Here is a 16,736-nt window from a genome sequence, read left to right as displayed (position 1 = left end):
TTCTCCTTTGCATGATTTCTACAGTCAGGACAAAATTTACGCAGATCCTGACCCTTGCTGTGTAACTACATTATAAAAGGTGACCTTACGTTACCTTCAAGGGCTTTTTTACAATTATTTCAAATTTGTTACTTTTTCACAAAGAAACACCCCTGCGTCTTTGGTAATGTGGAAGCCATGCTCGGTTTTTTTCTTCACATGGGCGCGAAAATCCTTGTAGCGGTCGGGCAGATACTGGTTCTGGTTGCCGTGGCAGGACAGAATATAGGAAATCAAAGGCTCCGCATCTGTGACGATCAGCTCATCCTCATAGGACTGCCAGGTGATTTTTCCGAAATACGGGGAAAGGATATCTGCGCCGTTTTCCCGGCCGAAGCGCTCGTACAAGCTGTCCGCGGAAAGGACAATGCGCTCGTCAAAGGACTGGACCAGCAGGCTGACTTCCCGCATGTGGCCGGAGCCGTAGGTGCTGCAAAGGAACCTTCCCCCTGGATTTAGGATTTTGCTGACGCCTTGGCACACTTTTCCCACATCCTCACAGTAGAAAAGCACATGGTTGGCGATCACCAGATCAAAGGTGCCAAGCTTGGATGGAATATTGTGGCAGTCAAATGCCTTGAAGGAAAAGCGGGGATCTTTTCCTCCGATGGCACGTCTGGCATCACGGAGCATGCCTTCTGAAATATCCGACAAAGTAATGTGCACATCTTTTGGAAGCCGGGAAAGATTCTGGGTCCAAAGGGCGCCGTCTCCACAGCCAAGCTCCAGAATGCGCATGCCCGGCTGAATCTGGCAACGGGTAAAGATCCAGGGAAACCAGCCTTCCTTATTTACGGAATAAAGGCTGTGCAGGTTGATCCGGGAGGAGATGTTGGATGCATTCTGATACTGGTTTTTCAGGCTTTTTTCCATGACGGTCAGGTGGATCAGGTCCAGCATGCGGCTCCAGTCCACGGTGTGTTCCTCGGAAATGGCCTGTGCCGTGTCCTTTAAGGTTTTTTCCACCAGCTGCATCTGCTCGATCCGGTCCTGGACCAGTTTCAGCTGGATATTTAAGGCATTCAGCATAAAATGGCTGTCCGGGTCTTCGATGGTCATTTCCTGGATATCCTCCAGGGAAAAGCCAAGGTACTTCAGAAGCAGGATCTGCTGCAGCCTTGCAAAATCCCCGTCTGTATAAAATCTTGCCCCTGCCTCTGTGACAAGGGATGGTTTGAGAATGTCGTGCTGGTCATAGTACCGGATGGTGCGAAGGGTCACCCCTGCCATCCGCGCGAACTGACCGGAAGAATAGTAGCCGTCTTTTTTCAAAGGATACCTCCCGGGCCGGGAAAGCTGCCCGACCCTTTTTCTATAGCAGTATTATAAGAAATATAAGTTCGATGCGCAAGGGGGAAGGATAGCTGCAGACAACCGTATGCAGTCTAATGCCGTCTTTTTCGCTGATTTTGCACGATTATGAGTGTTGTCGGCTTATGTTGTCACAATGAGTCGAACGTTTTTTCTTGAGCTTTTCCACCGAATATGCTACCCTTTATCCAAGGCCGCAAATGCGGGACCTTTTCCTGAAACTGGCAGTTCTGCCAGCTATTTTCCACAATAAAATGTAAAGAAGAGAAGAAAAACGGACAGGAGGTCAATATGAATCTATTCGATTTCACCTACTGCGGAAATTATAACCGTCAGATTCAGAACCTGGCCAGGATCGCCCCGGAAAAGTGGAGTTTCGGAGACTCCGGGGACAACGGGATCCTGAAAGGGTATCTGGAAAACACCTTTCGCAGACTGTATGAGGAGGGCAAGGTGACAGAGGAAAAAGAATACGCCCTTTTTCATACAGGACTCTTTAATCAGTATTATCAGCCTATTTATGCTTACTTTGTTCCCAATGTTGTGCCGGACAGACAGAAATGGTTTCTGGAAGGATTCTACACGGACTATTCGCTTTTGAAAATCAAAATAAAGGACCTGCCTCCGCGTGCCAGCTACGTGGAAAATCCTTCGGATCTGGTGTTCGACACCAAGCTGCCTGTGGTGCCCCAGTATGAGCATATTTTTGATGATGAGGAAAATGTGCAGCGCCTGCCTGCGGCTGTGCGGGAAAGCGGCATGCGGGTGCAGCTTTTTGACGGGGCGCTGCAGCAGACAAGGCGAATCTTGGAGTCGGACTACAAGGCGGCAATCCCTCAGTATTATAATCATTCCATCCAGCTCCTGATTCCCATCTGCCTGCAAAATCCCGGCGTCCCGGACCTTGCCCTCGCCTGCATGAAAACTCCGGACGGTACCAAATATCTTGGCAGGACATGCCTGACCCTTCGCATGGCGTACCACAACGCAAGGCTGCTGGCAAGACTGGATACAAGCTGGCTGCGGGCATGAGAAGTGATGCCGGCAGGCGACATGCCCGTTTTGTGAAAAAGTGTGAAAGAACTGTGATTTCTCATGTGAGACTGTTCAAAACTTTAAAATGGTGTTAGAATAGTAACATTAAGATCACAGAACGCAGGAGAACAAATGAGAATCGAATTAAAGGATGAGAATCAGGAAGAACCAAAGCAGATCGATGAGAATGATATCCACAACAAACACGAATCTGATCTGACGAAAAAGGAGAAGCGCCAGTTAGAAAAAGAGAAGCTGGCAGGCATGGGCCTTGGCGCCAAGCTTGGCTATATCTGGGCTTATTATAAGCCGCAGATGGCAGCCATCGTAGGCGTGATCGTACTTATTTTTGCGGCGAAGGATATTTATGACAATGCCCAGATTGAAACTGCCCTTACGATGATGGTCATTGATTCCTATGGCATGAAACAGGCCGGTGCAGAGGAAGCGGTTGAAAATATTCTGGGAATCCAGGATGACCCTTACCAGATCGTTACAGTAGATGAGAGCCTTCGCACAGAAGGAGACGGGGCAGCCCTGGAGTCCTACAGCCAGATGTCCTTTACCACCAAGGTGGCGGCAAGGGCCATAGATGTGCTGGTAGGTTCCGAGATCTATATCGACAGCTTTGAGAACAAGGAAGAGTATTTCGCCAATTTAAGAGATCTTCTTCCGGAAGATGTTTTCGAGAAGTTAGGTGACCCGGAAGATCCCTACAGCATTTCCATTACCTCCCAGGAACTGGCATCTGAGCTTGAGGTAGCATACGAACCAATCAAGATCAGCATCCTGGTAAACTCCGAACACACAGAAAACGCAGTAACCTGGATCAGCGCACTGGCTGAGATGGCGGATTGAGGAAAGGAATATGTGCGGCATCGTCAGGAAGGAAAGTTAACGGTTTTGCATCCATGGCGAGTTTGGATGCAGCAGAAACTATAATCTAAGTTGTATAGAAGGCAGAGAATGTTCCATGAAAGCACATTCCCTGCCTTATTACATTCAGAAAGAAAAGCAGTGCTTTTTACAGCTTTTTCTGATAGTATTTTTCAATAAAAGCCAGGATGCCGTAGAGAAGCATGGCAATGATGCAAAGGATCACAATGGACATGAGAACCCAGGTAAGCTTGAAGCAGTGACTGCACATTCTGACAGGAAAAAAAGTGCAGAAACGCTCTGGCAGCAGGAGAAACTATGTGGCAGTTTGGAAGGAAAAACATAAAACAATTTAAAAAATCAGAGGAAGCGTTCGGCAATCCTCTTATGGGATATGCGCCCGGTGCGTGGAACCTGGAAATCAGCCAGGATATTTCCCTTCTCTATATGGACATTACCTGGGCAAAGCTTGAGCCAGAGGAAGGCGTTTTTGATTGGGAAACCATCGAGAGGGAAAACCAGCTGGCAAGATGGCGAAGCGAGGGCAGGCATCTGGTGCTGCGCTTTGTCTGTGATCTTCCAGGGGACAAGCCTCATATGGACATTCCCAAGTGGCTGTACGAAAAGACCGGGGGAGACGGAACCTGGTATGAGGGTGCTTACGGAAAAGGCTTTGCCCCGGACTATAACAATGAACTTCTGATTCGGTATCACAGCCTTGCGGTACAGGCGATGGGAGAGCATCTGGGCAAAGACGGACTCATTGCCTTTGTTGAGCTTGGAAGCCTGGGACACTGGGGTGAGTGGCATGTGAACTATGGACAGGGCATCAGACGGATGCCAAAGGAGTCGGTGAGAAACCAGTATGTAACGCCCTGGCTGGAAGCTTTTCCAGAAGCATTTTTCCTTATGAGAAGGCCCTTTGCCATTGCAGAAGCGTGCAGTATGGGCCTGTATAATGACGTTGCCGGGAAAAAAGAGGATACCGAGGAGTGGCTTCAGTGGATCCGGGAGGGCGGCACCTACAGCCAGACCATGGAGGAAAACGCTCTGTGTGCTATGCTGGATTTCTGGAAAAAGGCACCTTCCGGAGGGGAACTGACCAGTGCCCTGTCTATGGAAAAAATGCTGCAGATAGATCTTGAGGAGACAATGGAGCTGATTCGTTCGTCCCACACTACATTTCTGGGACCGAATATTGCAGATAAGACTTATAAAGAGGGTTACGACCAGCTTCTGGGAAACATGGGATACCGGCTCTGGATTTCGAAAGCCAGATGGAAAAGAAACCTTCTGGAACTGACCTGGGAAAATGACGGGGTGGCTCCTTTTTATGGAGACTGGAAGGTGTATCTGTATCTGGAAAATCCAGAAGGCAAAATTGTGGAGAATCCACAGGCAGACATTACGCTGTCACAGATTTTGCCCGGAGAACAGGTGAAGACAGCCATCTTGTTCGCCACAGAAAAGGTGACAAATCTTCTGAGGGAAGGTTACCGCCTGTCTGTAGGAATCGAAGATCCTATGACTGACAGACCCCAGGTACGACTGGCAATGAATTGCAAATATAAGAATGGAAAGAACATTTTGTGGGACGGACTAAAGTAGAAGGAGACACATAGAATATGGGAGAAAAAACAGTAAAATACGAGTATGAATACGGTCTTTGCAAGCGGATGCATTACCGGGGACTGTGGTGTGTGCGCTACGAGGGAGAACCAGGACATTTTGAGAAGGCTGGCATGGCCTGTTCCTGCGCGGTGGACGGATGCGATAAAGACTGTGCAGTTCTGGAAAGTGCGGATGCAGTCATCGACCCGGAGTGGGAATGGCACATGATCGATACGCCGCCAAGCAAATAATTTGCCTGGAGACGACAGTCCATATATGTTGCAACTGAGCCGGCGGCAGTAGTTGATGCAAATATGGGAGTGCTATTTGGTTAAGCGGCCTGCATATAATGACAAAAAGCGAATCAGGGAACAGGAGACGGATTCCCTGAATCTGCTGTCAGCCAGAGGAGAAATGTGCTATGCTTCCGTGTGAAAACAGAAGTGAAGGAAATGGGAAAAATGTTTGTGATGAAGAAAGGTCTGCCGTTTTTTCCAAGAGGAAAATTCTGGAATATCTTGCGGACATTTTAGAGGACGAGAATTTGATATCTCCTCTTGAGAAAATAGCCCTGAAAGAAAAAATAAATAAATACGAAGGCACTTTTTTATGATCCGCGCCGTAATCTACTGCAGATGCAGCACGGAGGAAGAGTGCCAGAGGGACGCCTTGGTAAGACAGGCGGCGGAGGCAAGAGAATGCGTCCGCCGCCTGAACTGGTTTCTGGCAGACGAATACATTGAAAGCAGATCCGGCACCAGCGTTCGGGGACGGGAACAGTACCAGCGGCTTTTTGAGGATCTTCTTGGAAAACGGTTTGACGTGGTGGTGATCAAATCCCAGGACCGTCTCATGCGCAACACAAAAGACTGGTACATTTTTATCGACCGGCTGGTATCCTGTAGGAAAAAGCTGTATCTGTACCTGGAACAGCGGTTTTACACGGCAGATGACAGTCTGATCACAGGGATCAAGGCCATTCTGGCAGAGGAGTACAGCCGGGAGCTAAGCCGCAAAATAAACAATGCCCATAAGCACCGCCAGCAGACGGGGAATGCCCTGATGCTCACTTCCAACACTTACGGCTACCGGAAACTGCCAGATAAAAGTTTCGAAATCATCGAAGAGGAAGCGCAGGTGAAACGCCAGATGTATGAGCTGTGTGCCGCGGGCTACGGCAGCAGGACCATCGCCCGGCTCCTCCGGGAAAAAGGAATTCGAAAACGAAACGGAACCTGTTTTTCCGACTCCGACATCCGCCGGATGATCCGCAATCCCATCAATAAAGGGACAGTGGTGATGAACCGCAGGCACTTTGATTTCGACACCAAACAGATGGTGAAAAATCCAAATGAGGACCAATATGTCTACGAAAACCGGATTCCCGCCATTGTTTCCAAGGAGTTGTGGGAGAGAGCAAATCGGGAAATCGATAAACGGGCAGGAAAAAAAACAGTAGGCATTAACCCTGGAAAACATATATTAAGTGGCAAGTTGGTCTGCGGTCTGTGCGGCGCTCCTTTTTACCGCACTACCAGAAAGCGAAAGCATGACCAAATCTGTCAGTGGAAATGCCGTACCTACCTGGAACAAGGCAGAACCAAACCCGGAAAAGAAGGCGGCTGTGATAATATTCATCTGGAAGAAAACGGTCTGTTTTCTTTTCTGGCGAATTCTATTTTTACTAACAGCAGTTGCTGTGAAGCAGAAGAGTTACTGGCAAAAATCTTTCTAAAGCTTCTAAAAGAATGCCTGCAGGAAACCCGGCAAAAAGAACAGGCACACTCCCAGCAATACCATCAAAAGCTCCGCCAGCAGCAGTCCCTTCTCCTGGAAAAATATTTAGAAGGTCTCATTGACGAATCCCTTTACAAAGAAAAACAGCTTGACCTGCAAAGTAAAATACAGGAACAAAACATACGGAATATTCCAAAGGAAAACTCTCACAGATCTTTCCCCACGCCGGAAGAACGCTTGGAAACGATCCGTCAGTTTCTCCTGCAAAATCAGTGCATTTCAAAAGCCTGTGTTTTTGGCATGCTGGAAACTGTAGAAAAAATCACGGTATTCCCGGAAAGGCTGGAAGTTCTCCAAAAAGGAAAACTGGGACAGACAATATTCTTGTGTGAGCTTTGCAGAATATGCTATACTACAGATTAAGCGCCAGACGGCGTACTATTTTTCCGAAGATAGGAAACAAAAAGTCGGATCAACAAGAAAGGATATAAAACAATGAACATAAGAAAATCCACTTCCCAGGATCTGCCCCAGATTCTGAATTTATATAAAATCGCCAGAGAATTTATGAAAAACAACGGAAACCCCAACCAGTGGGAGGACCGCTACCCGGAGGTCTCTACGGTAGAAAATGATGTAAAACAGGGGATTTCCTACGTGTGCGAGGAAAAAGGCAAAATCGTGGGCACCTTCGTATTTTTTATGGGAGAGGATCCAACTTACCGCGTGATTGAAAACGGTGCATGGCACAGCAGCAAGAAGCCCTACGGCGTAATCCACAGAGTAGCATCTGATGGAGAGACCAAGGGCGTCACCCGTGCCGCCTTTACTTTTGGAATGGAAAGAAGCGGCTATCTGCGCATCGACACCCACAGGGACAACAAGCCTATGCAGGGGGCTTTGAAGAAATTTGGCTTTCAGGAATGCGGAATCATTCACCTGGAAAGAGGAGATGAAAGAATCGCGTTTGACTGCCTGGAAGGGTAAAAAAAGAACACCCTGTTTTTGAAAAAAATATTTTCTTTTTTGAAGGAAAATTGGAAAACGATTCGTTATAAGAAGTGGAAAGAAAAGAGAACACAGCTGTAACTGGAAATAACAGCTTGAAAGATGAAATGTGTAAAATAGAATACGAAAAAGCTTCAGAATGCATACCTGCTGGAATGTCTGACTGCCATATATGATCAGGTACCCAAGTCCCTGTCTGGCGCCGATGAATTCCCCGATGATTACGCCCACCAGGCAAAGGCCGATGTTCACCTTCATATTTGCAAGGATCAGAGGGATGCAGGAAGGAAGAACGATTTTCAGAAGCTCCTCCTTTTTGCCCCCGCCGAGAGTGCGGATCAGCTTCCGCTTTTCCGGGTTCACTTCCCCGAAGCCTGTGTACAGGTTCAGGATGCAGCCGAAGATGGCCACGGACATTCCGGCCACAATGATGGTGCGCTGTCTGGCACCCAGCCATACAATGAGAAGAGGCGCCAGGGCGGACTTTGGCAGGCTGTTCAGGACCACCAGGTACGGCTCCAGCACCTTTGCAAGACGGGGACAGCTCCACAGTAAAACGGAGATTCCAAGCCCTGCCAGAACTACAAAGGCGAAGCTAAGAAGGGTTTCCTTTAAGGTAGCGCCAATGTGGACAAAAAGAGACTGGTCCTGTGCCATTTTCACAAAGGTCTGGAAGATCATGGAGGGGCTGCTGAAAATAAAGGAATCGATCCAGCCAAGCCGTGAGAAGATCTCCCACTGTGCCAGGAAAATAAGAAAGACCAGAAGCCTTGCACCAACAACAAGACAACGGTCCCTTTTCTGCCGCGCAAGATATGCTTTTTGTGCGTGGGAGGGCTCATGCATTCTGATTCAGCTCCTTCCAGATTAAGGTAAAATAGGATTTGAAAGCAGGCGCATTTCTTGATGCAAGAGGCGTGCGCTCTTCCATATCCAGATCTATGGGAACGATTTTTACCACAGAGGCAGGACGCCGGGAAAGGATCAGTACCCGGTCTGCCATGCTGATGGCTTCGGAAATATCATGAGTAACCAGAATTGCCGGCTTCTTTTGCTTTTTTAGGATTTTTCCAATGTCATCACTTACATTCAGCCGTGTCTGGTAGTCAAGTGCCGAGAAGGGCTCATCAAGGAGCAGAAGATCCGGCTTTAACGCCAGGGTACGGATCAGTGCCGCACGCTGACGCATGCCGCCAGAGAGCTGGCTTGGACGGCTGTTCCGGAACTTATCCAGTTCATAAAGCTTCAGCAGTTCATCTACATAGGAGAGCTTTTCCTTTGTAAGCTCCCCCCGTATTTCCAGTCCAAGGAGAACATTGCGATAGACGCTGCGCCACTCTAAGAGATGGTCTTTTTGCAGCATATAGCCAATGCGGGAGCTGCCGCCTGTGAGAGGCTTTCCATCCATAAGAATGGTTCCCTGCTCCGCGCGGAGCAGTCCGCAGATCAGATTCAGCAAAGTGGATTTGCCGCACCCGGAGGGCCCTACAATTGCCAGGAACTCCTGGGGCATCAGATCAAAGGATATATGAGAAAGGGCAGCGGTCTCCCCGGAAAGACTATGGTAAGAAAGGCTGACATCCTTTACTTCCAGAAGCGGATTCATATCGAAACCTCCATTTTTCTATAATTTATGATATGCTTTTGGTGGTGGGTATGATATAATGAAGTAATATATTCGGGCATAGCACGAATATATTACGCTACGCAAACGCAGCGAAGCGGAGTTCGCGGTTCCCGTGAAGCGAAATAATTTGATTTCAGGAAAGAAAAATATTATGAGTAAGAAGCAAACGGTTTTTAACCTTTTATTTCTGGTTGTGGTTTTCGGACTTACCATGTATCTGGTATTTCGCGGTAAGGATATCGGGGACATTATCAGTACAGCCAGGGAAGCAGATGCAAGATATCTGCTTCTTAGCATTGTGTGCGTGGTGCTTTTTATACTGGGAGAATCGGTGATCATCTTTTATATGATGAGAACCCTTGGCACCAGTGTGAAAATGGGACACTGTGCACTGTATTCCTTTGTAGGATTTTTCTTCAGCTGCATCACACCGTCTGCCTCCGGCGGACAGCCTATGCAGATTTTTTATATGAAGAAGGATAAGCTGCCCATTCCGGTTACCACCCTGGTGCTGATGATCGTCACCATCACCTACAAGGCGGTGCTGGTTGTGATCGGCCTTGTGATCTGCCTGTTTGGCGGAGGATTTCTTCGTGGTTATCTGGGAGATTACATGTGGGTGTTCTACCTTGGGGTAGGCCTGAATGTATTTTGCGTCACTTTTATGATGATACTGGTGTTTGCTCCCGGGCTTGCCAAATGGATCATGGTAACGGGGCTGAAGCTTATCGAGCACATCCGGATTCTGAAGCCAAGGAAGAGCAGACTTGAGAAGCTGGAGGCTTCCATGGATCAGTACCACGAGACTGCAGCATTCTGGGCCAGCCACAAAAGAGTGATCCTGAATGTGTTTCTGATCACCTTTGTCCAGAGATGCATTTTGTTTACTGTGACCTACTGGGTATACCGTGCCCTGGGACTTCATTCTTATGGAATCCTGACGATTACCATTTTGCAAGCCGTGATCTCTGTGTCTGTGGATATGCTTCCTCTGCCGGGAGGCATGGGAATCAGCGAGACCTTGTATATGGTGATGTTTGTTCCCGTGTTTGGAAGCCTGATGCTGCCGTCCATGCTGCTGAGCCGCGGAATTTCCTATTACGGGCAGATGTTGATCAGTGCAGTGATGACCTGCGTGGCCCACATGACCATAGGAAGACAGAAATAGAAAATAAGGATATGATTTGCTGCTATGAAGGAAGAAGAACGTTTGAAGAAGGAGAAACAGGATATGCTTGGATTTTATGATTATACGGTGGTGCTTACTTACATAAGCCTGGTAATTTCAGTATTTGGCATGACAAGGGCACTGGCCGGGGATTTTAAGGTTGCAATTTTGTGTCTGGCACTGTCCGGACTTTGTGATATGTTTGACGGGAAGATCGCGCGGACCAAGAAGGACCGTACAGAGGATGAGAAGAAATTCGGAATTCAGATCGACTCCCTGTGCGATGTGGTATGTTTTGGCGTATTTCCGGCATTGATCTGCTACTGTCTGGGAATGGACCGCATTCCTGGAATCATCATTTTGTGTCTGTACTGTGTGGCATCCGTGATTCGTCTTGGCTACTTTAATGTAATGGAAGAGAAGCGCCAGAATGAGACTTCTGAGCTGCGTCAGTATTACCAGGGACTGCCTATCACCTCTATGGCGATTATCCTTCCCTTTATTTATCTTCTGCGGAAGGGCTGCGGAGCGAACTTCCTTCTGGTGATCCATGTGGCAGTGGTTGTGGTCGGCGTACTTTTTATCAGTGACATTAAAGTGAAGAAGCCTCAGAATCCTATGGTGATTCTCCTGGTTGCCCTGGTGGCACTTGCGCTGTCCATGATGTTCCATTTGCTGTAAGATTTTCAGCATCAGGATCAGAAACTATCTGATTTCAGAGAAGTTTGGGAGGTACCTATGAAGTATATAGACAGAAAAGGCAACATTACCATAGAAGAGAATGAGCAGGACAAATTCCTCCGCCACCTTTACAACGACTGGGGCGGTCGGCTTTGTCTTCGGATCCTGGTGCAGCCCTTTGTGACAAAGCTGGGCGGCTGGTTTTTAAATACCAGGTTTTCTGCTGGAATGGTGCCGGGATTTGTACAGCGAAACGGCATTGATCTGTCTGTGTGCACCAGAGACAGCTTCCGCTCTTATAATGATTTTTTCACCAGACGGCTGAAAGATGGCCAGCGTCCGATTGCAGAGGACGAAAGCGTGCTGGTTAGTCCCTGCGACGGCAAGGTGACAGTCAGCCGGATCGGAAGTGATTCCCGGTTTTTTATTAAAGATACTCCCTACACTCTGGAACGGCTTCTGGGAAATAAGAAGCTGACAGAGCGGTATCTTGGTGGCTATGCCCTGATCCTTCGCCTGACTGTAGACGATTATCATCATTACTGTTATCCGGCAGACGGAATGAAATCACAGGCAGTGGAGATTCCTGGGGTTTTCCACACAGTGAACCCGGCTGCCAATGAGGTGTATCCCATTTACCATGAGAACACCCGGGAGTACTGCCTGTTAAAGACGGGGCAGTTCGGCACGCTTGTGCTGATGGAAGTGGGAGCTATGATGGTAGGAAAGATCACCAACCTGCATCCGGAAGCCTGCCAGGTAAAAAAAGGCGAAGAAAAAGGTTATTTTGAATTCGGCGGTTCCACTATTGTGCTGCTGATTCAGCATGGAAAGGTAAGACTGGATGCGGATCTTGTGGAGAATTCAGAGAACGGTTACGAAACAATTGTAAGAATGGGTGAGAGAATTGGCAAATGTAAATTACCAAAAAGAGCTTGAAAAATTAATTGAAGGGCAGCAGAAGGCGGGAAGAGTCCCCAGACTTTTCCTTCACGCCTGCTGCGCACCCTGCAGCAGTTACGTCCTGGAATATCTTTCCAGGTTTTTTTCTGTTACAGTATTTTTTTATAATCCCAATATTTCCCCGAAAGAGGAATACGAAAAAAGGGTAGCAGAGATCCGCAGGCTGATCAGCGAGATGGAGTTTCTTCATCCTGTGTCCCTGGTGGAAGGGGAGTATAAGCCAGAGGATTTCTATGAGATGGCGAAGGGGCTTGAGGATGTGCCGGAAGGGGGCGAGCGGTGTTTTAGGTGCTACCGCCTTCGTATGGAAGAGGCAGCCAGACTGGCAGAACAGGGAGGCTACGATTATTTTACAACTACGCTTTCTATCAGTCCTTTGAAAAATGCCGGAAAAATAAATGAGATTGGACAGGAGCTGTCCCAAATTTACAAGGTGGAACATCTGCCTTCTGATTTTAAAAAGAAAAACGGCTATAAACGTTCTATTGAGCTTTCCCATGAATACGGATTGTACAGGCAGAATTACTGCGGCTGTGTATTTTCCAAACGGGAGAGCATGGAAAAGCAGCGACAAAGGGAAGAAGAGGAAAAATGCGAATGTGGCTCTAAAATGCAGTAAAGTAGAAGAAACCTGGAAATTCTCTTTGCAATTTAGATAAAGTGTGTTAAACTAGCACTTGAATGTAGTAAAGTTAGAAAGAAATGAGGAAAAATATATGGCACAGCTTTGGGGCGGACGTTTCACAAAAGAAACCGACAAACTGGTTTATAATTTCAATGCGTCCATTTCATTTGATCAGAAATTTTATGAGCAGGATATCCGCGGCAGTAAGGCACATGTAAAAATGCTTGCCAAACAGGGCATTCTGACAGAAGAAGAAAGAGACAAGATCCTTGAGGGACTTGAGGGAATCCTTGCAGATGTAAAGGCAGGCAGACTTGCAATCACATCTGAATACGAGGATATTCATAGCTTTGTGGAGGCCAATCTCATTGACAGAATCGGAGATCCGGGTAAGAAGCTTCACACCGGAAGAAGCCGTAATGATCAGGTGGCACTGGATATGAAGCTGTATGTGCGCGATGAGATTGATGCCATTGACCAGGAGGTGAAGGCACTTCTTGAGGCTCTTCAGAAGATCATGGAAGAGAATGTGCATACTTATATGCCTGGCTTTACCCATTTGCAGAAGGCACAGCCGGTAACCCTGGCACATCATGTGGGTGCATACTTTGAGATGTTCCGCCGTGACAGAGGACGTCTTTTTGATATCCGAAGACGAATGAATACCTGTCCCCTTGGAGCAGGTGCCCTTGCAGGAACTACCTATCCTCTTGACAGAGAATATACCGCCAGGCTTCTGGATTTTGACGAGCCAACCAGAAACAGTATGGATTCCGTATCTGACAGAGATTATGTAATTGAGCTGTTATCTGCCCTTTCTACTATTATGATGCACCTCAGCCGTTTTTCAGAGGAAATCATTTTGTGGAATTCCAATGAGTATCGTTTTGTGGAAATTGATGATGCATACAGCACCGGAAGCAGTATTATGCCGCAGAAGAAGAATCCGGATATTGCAGAGCTGGTAAGAGGAAAAACAGGCCGCGTTTACGGTGCGCTGATGTCTATTCTCACTACCATGAAAGGCATTCCCCTTGCATATAACAAAGATATGCAGGAGGACAAGGAACTGACCTTTGATGCCATTGACACAGTAAAGGGCTGCCTTGCGCTGTTTACCGGAATGGTATCCACTATGCAGTTTAATAAGGCAAACATGGAAGCCAGCGCAAAGAACGGCTTTACCAATGCCACAGATGCAGCAGATTATCTGGTGAATCACGGTGTTCCTTTCCGTGATGCACATGGAATCGTAGGACAGCTTGTGCTCAAATGTATTGACAGGGGAATTTCCCTGGATGAGCTGTCACTTGAGGAATATAAGGAAATCAGTCCGGTCTTTGAGCAGGATATTTATGAGGCTATCAGCATGAAAACCTGCGTTGAGAAGCGTATCACCCTCGGTGCACCGGGACCGGATGTGATGGAGAAAGTTATTGCTGGTAATAAGAAATACCTGGAAGAAAATTAAGAAATCCAGCAGTTCAGCCATTTCTATTATGCCGAAATGGCTTGCATGAAATAATAAATTTCATTTTTTATCACTTTAATTCAATAAAATTCAAGAAAGTACTTGCATTTTTCTCATACATGGTATAGTATGTCATAGAAATACACATGTACGCAGAGGAAAGAATGAGGAGAGCATATTATGAGTGAAAAGCTTAGAGTTGGTATTTTAGGTGCTACCGGAATGGTAGGACAGAGATTTATTTCCCTGTTAGAGAATCATCCATGGTTTGAGGTAGTGACTGTTGCAGCAAGCCCGAGAAGTGCAGGTAAGACCTATGAGGAAGCTGTTGGCGGCAGATGGAAAATGGATACCCCAATGCCGGAGGCTGTTAAGAAGCTTGTTGTTATGAATGTAAATGAAGTAGAGAAGGTTGCAGAAACTGTAGACTTTGTATTCTCTGCTGTAGATATGTCCAAGGACGAGATCAAGGCTATTGAGGAAGCATATGCAAAGACCGAGACACCTGTTGTTTCCAATAACAGTGCCCACAGATGGACACCGGATGTTCCGATGGTAATCCCGGAAATCAATCCGGAGCATTTCAAGGTTATTGAACATCAGAAGGAGCGCCTTGGAACAAAGCGCGGATTTATTGCTGTAAAGCCAAACTGCTCCATTCAGAGCTATGCACCGGCACTTACCGCATGGAAGGAATTTGAGCCATATGAAGTAGTTGCCACTACATACCAGGCAATTTCCGGAGCTGGAAAAACATTCAAGGACTGGCCGGAAATGGAACACAACATCATTCCATACATCGGCGGCGAGGAAGAGAAGAGTGAGAAAGAACCCCTTCGTATCTGGGGTAAAGTTGAGGACGGCGTGATCGTTCCGGCGAAAGAGCCTGTTATCACATGCCAGTGTGTCCGTGTTCCGATTCTGAACGGCCATACAGCAGCTGCATTTGTGAAATTCAGAAAGAAACCTACCAAGGAGCAGCTTGTAAAAGCACTTGTTGAATTCAAGGGAGTTCCGCAGGAATTGAACCTTCCAAGCGCACCGAAGCAGTTTATCCAGTATCTTGAGGAGGACAACCGTCCTCAGGTTACAGAGGATGTAAACTTTGAGAATGGAATGGGCGTATCTATCGGAAGACTTCGCGAGGATACTGTATATGACTGGAAGTTTATCGGACTTTCCCACAATACCGTAAGAGGTGCCGCTGGCGGTGCTGTTCTCTGCGCTGAGACACTGAAGGCTCAGGGATATATCCAGGCGAAATAAGAAGCTGTCAGAATGATATAAGAAAAGAAAATCAGGAGAGTGCGATCAGAAATGATGGCATTCTTCTTTTTTTTCGGCTTCAACGGGATAAACGACTGAATTAAAAAATGACCGTTTACGTAATTGAGGATTCATGTTAGAATAGATAACACGTTTGAAAATCAGGGAGGTGAATCCATGAGCGACAGAGAGCGAATCCGTCTTACCCAGTATTCTCATACATCCGGCTGAGCGGCGAAAGTTGGTCCGGGGACCCTTGCCCAGGTTCTGGGTAAGCTGCCGAAATTTTATGATCCAAATTTACTTGTTGGAACCGAGTCTTCCGACGATGCTGCTGTATACCGCATTTCCGATGAGCTGGCCATGATCCAGACGGTAGATTTCTTCACGCCGATCGTGGATGATCCTTACACTTTCGGACAGATCGCAGCAGCCAACGCATTAAGCGACGTGTACGCCATGGGCGGCGAGCCCAAGCTTGCCCTGAACATTGCGGCATTTCCAAACTGCCTGGACCCGGAAATCTTAGGAGAAATCTTAAGAGGCGGAGCAGACAAAGTATTGGAAGCAGGTGCCACCCTTGCTGGCGGACACACCATTCAGGACGAAGAGCCCAAATACGGCCTTTGCGTCACTGGCTTTGTAAATCCCGCCTCCATGTGGAAAAATGTGGGAGCCCGGACAGGAGACATCCTGATTCTGACCAAGCCCCTGGGAACCGGAATCCTCTCCACTGCAGTGAAGGGAGAGATGGCATCCCAGGAAGAAGCTGCTTATGCGGCTTCTGTGATGGCAACCCTGAACAAATATGCCAGAGACCAGGTGGCAGACCTGAAGATTCACGCCTGCACAGATGTGACGGGCTTTGGCCTTGCAGGACATGCCTTGGAAATGGCCAAAGGAAGCGGACGGACCCTGTCCATTTCCCTGAGTGCCCTTCCGATTATGACAGGCGCTCTTGATTACGCATCAATGGGACTGATTCCTGCAGGTGCATACCGCAACCGGGAATTTGCAGGAACGGAATGTGAATTTGCATGGAAGAATCCGGACAATAGACTGTCTGAATTCCTTCCGGAAGAATCCGGAGAACAGACAGCTGATGCTCTGTCTGAGCTTGCAGCCCGCGAAGACCTTGTCTTTGATCCGCAGACCTCAGGCGGCCTTCTTCTTAGCATAGACCCTGCCGATGCCCATACCGCAATCCAGAGACTTTCCACCCTGTCCCTTCCCTGCGCCATCATAGGAAAAGTGACAGATTTACAAAAAAAACATCTGATATTTGTGAAATAACTCTTAATTGATAAAATTTTATCAT

General features: G+C 47.5%; 18 protein-coding genes and 1 pseudogene. 16 read left to right on the top strand and 3 right to left on the bottom strand.

Annotated elements, in window-relative coordinates:
• Window positions 1–114: 114 nt before the first annotated feature.
• A complete protein-coding gene (locus H8S54_RS13455) occupies window positions 115–1,311 on the bottom strand; it encodes a MerR family transcriptional regulator (RefSeq protein WP_021926783.1) in 1,197 nt (398 codons plus the stop codon).
• Window positions 1,312–1,641: 330 nt separating this feature from the next.
• On the opposite strand from H8S54_RS13455, the gene H8S54_RS13450 reads away from it, so the two are divergent.
• The 8 genes from H8S54_RS13450 (at window position 1,642) to H8S54_RS13415 (ending at window position 7,596) form a co-directional block, all read left to right on the top strand.
• Entirely contained in the window at window positions 1,642–2,382 is a 741-nt protein-coding gene (locus H8S54_RS13450) for a DUF3825 domain-containing protein (protein WP_021926784.1), read from the top strand.
• Window positions 2,383–2,517: 135 nt separating this feature from the next.
• Complete coding sequence (locus H8S54_RS13445; RefSeq protein ID WP_021926785.1) at window positions 2,518–3,243, top strand: hypothetical protein; 726 nt, start codon at window positions 2,518–2,520, stop codon at window positions 3,241–3,243.
• Window positions 3,244–3,358: 115 nt separating this feature from the next.
• On the top strand, window positions 3,359–3,607 hold the full coding sequence (locus H8S54_RS19420) for a hypothetical protein (RefSeq protein WP_178105336.1): 249 nt from the start codon (window positions 3,359–3,361) through the stop codon (window positions 3,605–3,607).
• Window positions 3,580–4,869: a DUF4832 domain-containing protein gene (locus tag H8S54_RS13435; RefSeq protein ID WP_117853393.1), complete on the top strand. Its 1,290-nt coding sequence runs from the start codon at window positions 3,580–3,582 to the stop codon at window positions 4,867–4,869. The genes H8S54_RS19420 and H8S54_RS13435 overlap by 28 nt, the downstream gene beginning before the upstream one ends.
• 17 nt (window positions 4,870–4,886) lie before the next feature.
• Window positions 4,887–5,123 carry a hypothetical protein gene (locus tag H8S54_RS13430; RefSeq protein ID WP_021926787.1) on the top strand — a complete coding sequence of 79 codons (237 nt, stop codon included), beginning with the start codon at window positions 4,887–4,889 and terminating at the stop codon, window positions 5,121–5,123.
• A 170-nt stretch (window positions 5,124–5,293) separates the two neighbouring features.
• Window positions 5,294–5,485: a hypothetical protein gene (locus H8S54_RS13425; RefSeq protein ID WP_021926788.1), complete on the top strand. Its 192-nt coding sequence runs from the start codon at window positions 5,294–5,296 to the stop codon at window positions 5,483–5,485.
• Window positions 5,482–7,032 carry a recombinase family protein gene (locus H8S54_RS13420; protein WP_021926789.1) on the top strand — a complete coding sequence of 517 codons (1,551 nt, stop codon included), beginning with the start codon at window positions 5,482–5,484 and terminating at the stop codon, window positions 7,030–7,032. The genes H8S54_RS13425 and H8S54_RS13420 overlap by 4 nt, the downstream gene beginning before the upstream one ends.
• A gap of 72 nt (window positions 7,033–7,104) precedes the next feature.
• Window positions 7,105–7,596 (top strand): GNAT family N-acetyltransferase, encoded by a 492-nt coding sequence (locus H8S54_RS13415; RefSeq protein ID WP_186901650.1) that lies wholly within the window; start codon window positions 7,105–7,107, stop codon window positions 7,594–7,596.
• Window positions 7,597–7,827: 231 nt separating this feature from the next.
• Here H8S54_RS13415 and H8S54_RS19415 read toward each other — a convergent pair.
• Window positions 7,828–8,124, bottom strand: a pseudogene (locus tag H8S54_RS19415) (ABC transporter permease); the annotation flags it as partial.
• Here H8S54_RS19415 and H8S54_RS19410 point away from each other — a divergent pair.
• Entirely contained in the window at window positions 8,021–8,488 is a 468-nt protein-coding gene (locus H8S54_RS19410) for a hypothetical protein (protein ID WP_330600190.1), read from the top strand. The pseudogene H8S54_RS19415 and the gene H8S54_RS19410 overlap by 104 nt on opposite strands.
• On the opposite strand, the gene H8S54_RS13405 is transcribed toward H8S54_RS19410, so the two are convergent.
• The gene (locus H8S54_RS13405) at window positions 8,456–9,223 is read right to left on the bottom strand and encodes an ABC transporter ATP-binding protein (protein ID WP_021926791.1); all 768 of its coding nucleotides are present in this window, start codon (window positions 9,221–9,223) and stop codon (window positions 8,456–8,458) included. The two genes, H8S54_RS19410 and H8S54_RS13405, sit on opposite strands and share 33 nt — an antisense overlap.
• Window positions 9,224–9,392: 169 nt before the next feature.
• Here H8S54_RS13405 and H8S54_RS13400 point away from each other — a divergent pair, with 169 nt between their 5' ends.
• The 7 genes from H8S54_RS13400 to selD all read left to right on the top strand — a co-directional run bounded on the left by H8S54_RS13400 (window position 9,393) and on the right by selD (window position 16,711).
• On the top strand, window positions 9,393–10,412 hold the full coding sequence (locus H8S54_RS13400; RefSeq protein WP_117853533.1) for a lysylphosphatidylglycerol synthase transmembrane domain-containing protein: 1,020 nt from the start codon (window positions 9,393–9,395) through the stop codon (window positions 10,410–10,412).
• A gap of 63 nt (window positions 10,413–10,475) precedes the next feature.
• Complete coding sequence (locus H8S54_RS13395) at window positions 10,476–11,093, top strand: CDP-alcohol phosphatidyltransferase family protein (RefSeq protein WP_117853531.1); 618 nt, start codon at window positions 10,476–10,478, stop codon at window positions 11,091–11,093.
• A 57-nt stretch (window positions 11,094–11,150) separates the two neighbouring features.
• On the top strand, window positions 11,151–12,032 hold the full coding sequence (gene asd / locus H8S54_RS13390; RefSeq protein ID WP_021926794.1) for an archaetidylserine decarboxylase: 882 nt from the start codon (window positions 11,151–11,153) through the stop codon (window positions 12,030–12,032).
• A complete protein-coding gene (locus tag H8S54_RS13385) occupies window positions 12,001–12,675 on the top strand; it encodes an epoxyqueuosine reductase QueH (protein WP_186901649.1) in 675 nt (224 codons plus the stop codon). Before asd (H8S54_RS13390) ends, H8S54_RS13385 begins: the two co-directional genes overlap by 32 nt.
• A gap of 97 nt (window positions 12,676–12,772) precedes the next feature.
• A complete protein-coding gene (argH, locus tag H8S54_RS13380; protein WP_021926796.1) occupies window positions 12,773–14,152 on the top strand; it encodes an argininosuccinate lyase in 1,380 nt (459 codons plus the stop codon).
• A 180-nt stretch (window positions 14,153–14,332) separates the two neighbouring features.
• Window positions 14,333–15,418 (top strand): aspartate-semialdehyde dehydrogenase, encoded by a 1,086-nt coding sequence (gene asd, locus H8S54_RS13375; RefSeq protein ID WP_021926797.1) that lies wholly within the window; start codon window positions 14,333–14,335, stop codon window positions 15,416–15,418.
• 177 nt (window positions 15,419–15,595) lie between these two features.
• Window positions 15,596–16,711: a selenide, water dikinase SelD gene (gene selD, locus H8S54_RS13370; RefSeq protein WP_117853386.1), complete on the top strand. Its 1,116-nt coding sequence runs from the start codon at window positions 15,596–15,598 to the stop codon at window positions 16,709–16,711.
• Window positions 16,712–16,736: the final 25 nt, after the last annotated feature.

The organism is Blautia segnis (genome assembly GCF_014287535.1).
GTDB classification, from domain to species: domain Bacteria; phylum Bacillota; class Clostridia; order Lachnospirales; family Lachnospiraceae; genus Blautia_A; species Blautia_A acetigignens.
The sequence above is the reverse complement of the archived record's forward strand: the minus strand, read 5'-3'. Positions and strand labels throughout refer to the sequence as shown.

Bases quoted from the DNA above. Each gene is read 5' to 3' on its own strand.
- H8S54_RS13395 (WP_117853531.1), top strand. From the start codon at position 10,476: ATGCTTGGATTTTATGATTATACGGTGGTGCTTACTTACATAAGCCTG.
- H8S54_RS13435 (WP_117853393.1), top strand. From the start codon at position 3,580: ATGTGGCAGTTTGGAAGGAAAAACATAAAACAATTTAAAAAATCAGAG.
- H8S54_RS19420 (WP_178105336.1), top strand. From the start codon at position 3,359: ATGAAAGCACATTCCCTGCCTTATTACATTCAGAAAGAAAAGCAGTGC.
- H8S54_RS13430 (WP_021926787.1), top strand. From the start codon at position 4,887: ATGGGAGAAAAAACAGTAAAATACGAGTATGAATACGGTCTTTGCAAG.
- H8S54_RS13450 (WP_021926784.1), top strand. From the start codon at position 1,642: ATGAATCTATTCGATTTCACCTACTGCGGAAATTATAACCGTCAGATT.
- H8S54_RS13420 (WP_021926789.1), top strand. From the start codon at position 5,482: ATGATCCGCGCCGTAATCTACTGCAGATGCAGCACGGAGGAAGAGTGC.
- H8S54_RS19410 (WP_330600190.1), top strand. From the start codon at position 8,021: ATGGCCACGGACATTCCGGCCACAATGATGGTGCGCTGTCTGGCACCC.
- asd (WP_021926797.1), top strand. From the start codon at position 14,333: ATGAGTGAAAAGCTTAGAGTTGGTATTTTAGGTGCTACCGGAATGGTA.
- asd (WP_021926794.1), top strand. From the start codon at position 11,151: ATGAAGTATATAGACAGAAAAGGCAACATTACCATAGAAGAGAATGAG.
- H8S54_RS13425 (WP_021926788.1), top strand. From the start codon at position 5,294: ATGCTTCCGTGTGAAAACAGAAGTGAAGGAAATGGGAAAAATGTTTGT.
- H8S54_RS13415 (WP_186901650.1), top strand. From the start codon at position 7,105: ATGAACATAAGAAAATCCACTTCCCAGGATCTGCCCCAGATTCTGAAT.
- H8S54_RS13405 (WP_021926791.1), bottom strand. From the start codon at position 9,223: ATGAATCCGCTTCTGGAAGTAAAGGATGTCAGCCTTTCTTACCATAGT.
- argH (WP_021926796.1), top strand. From the start codon at position 12,773: ATGGCACAGCTTTGGGGCGGACGTTTCACAAAAGAAACCGACAAACTG.
- H8S54_RS13445 (WP_021926785.1), top strand. From the start codon at position 2,518: ATGAGAATCGAATTAAAGGATGAGAATCAGGAAGAACCAAAGCAGATC.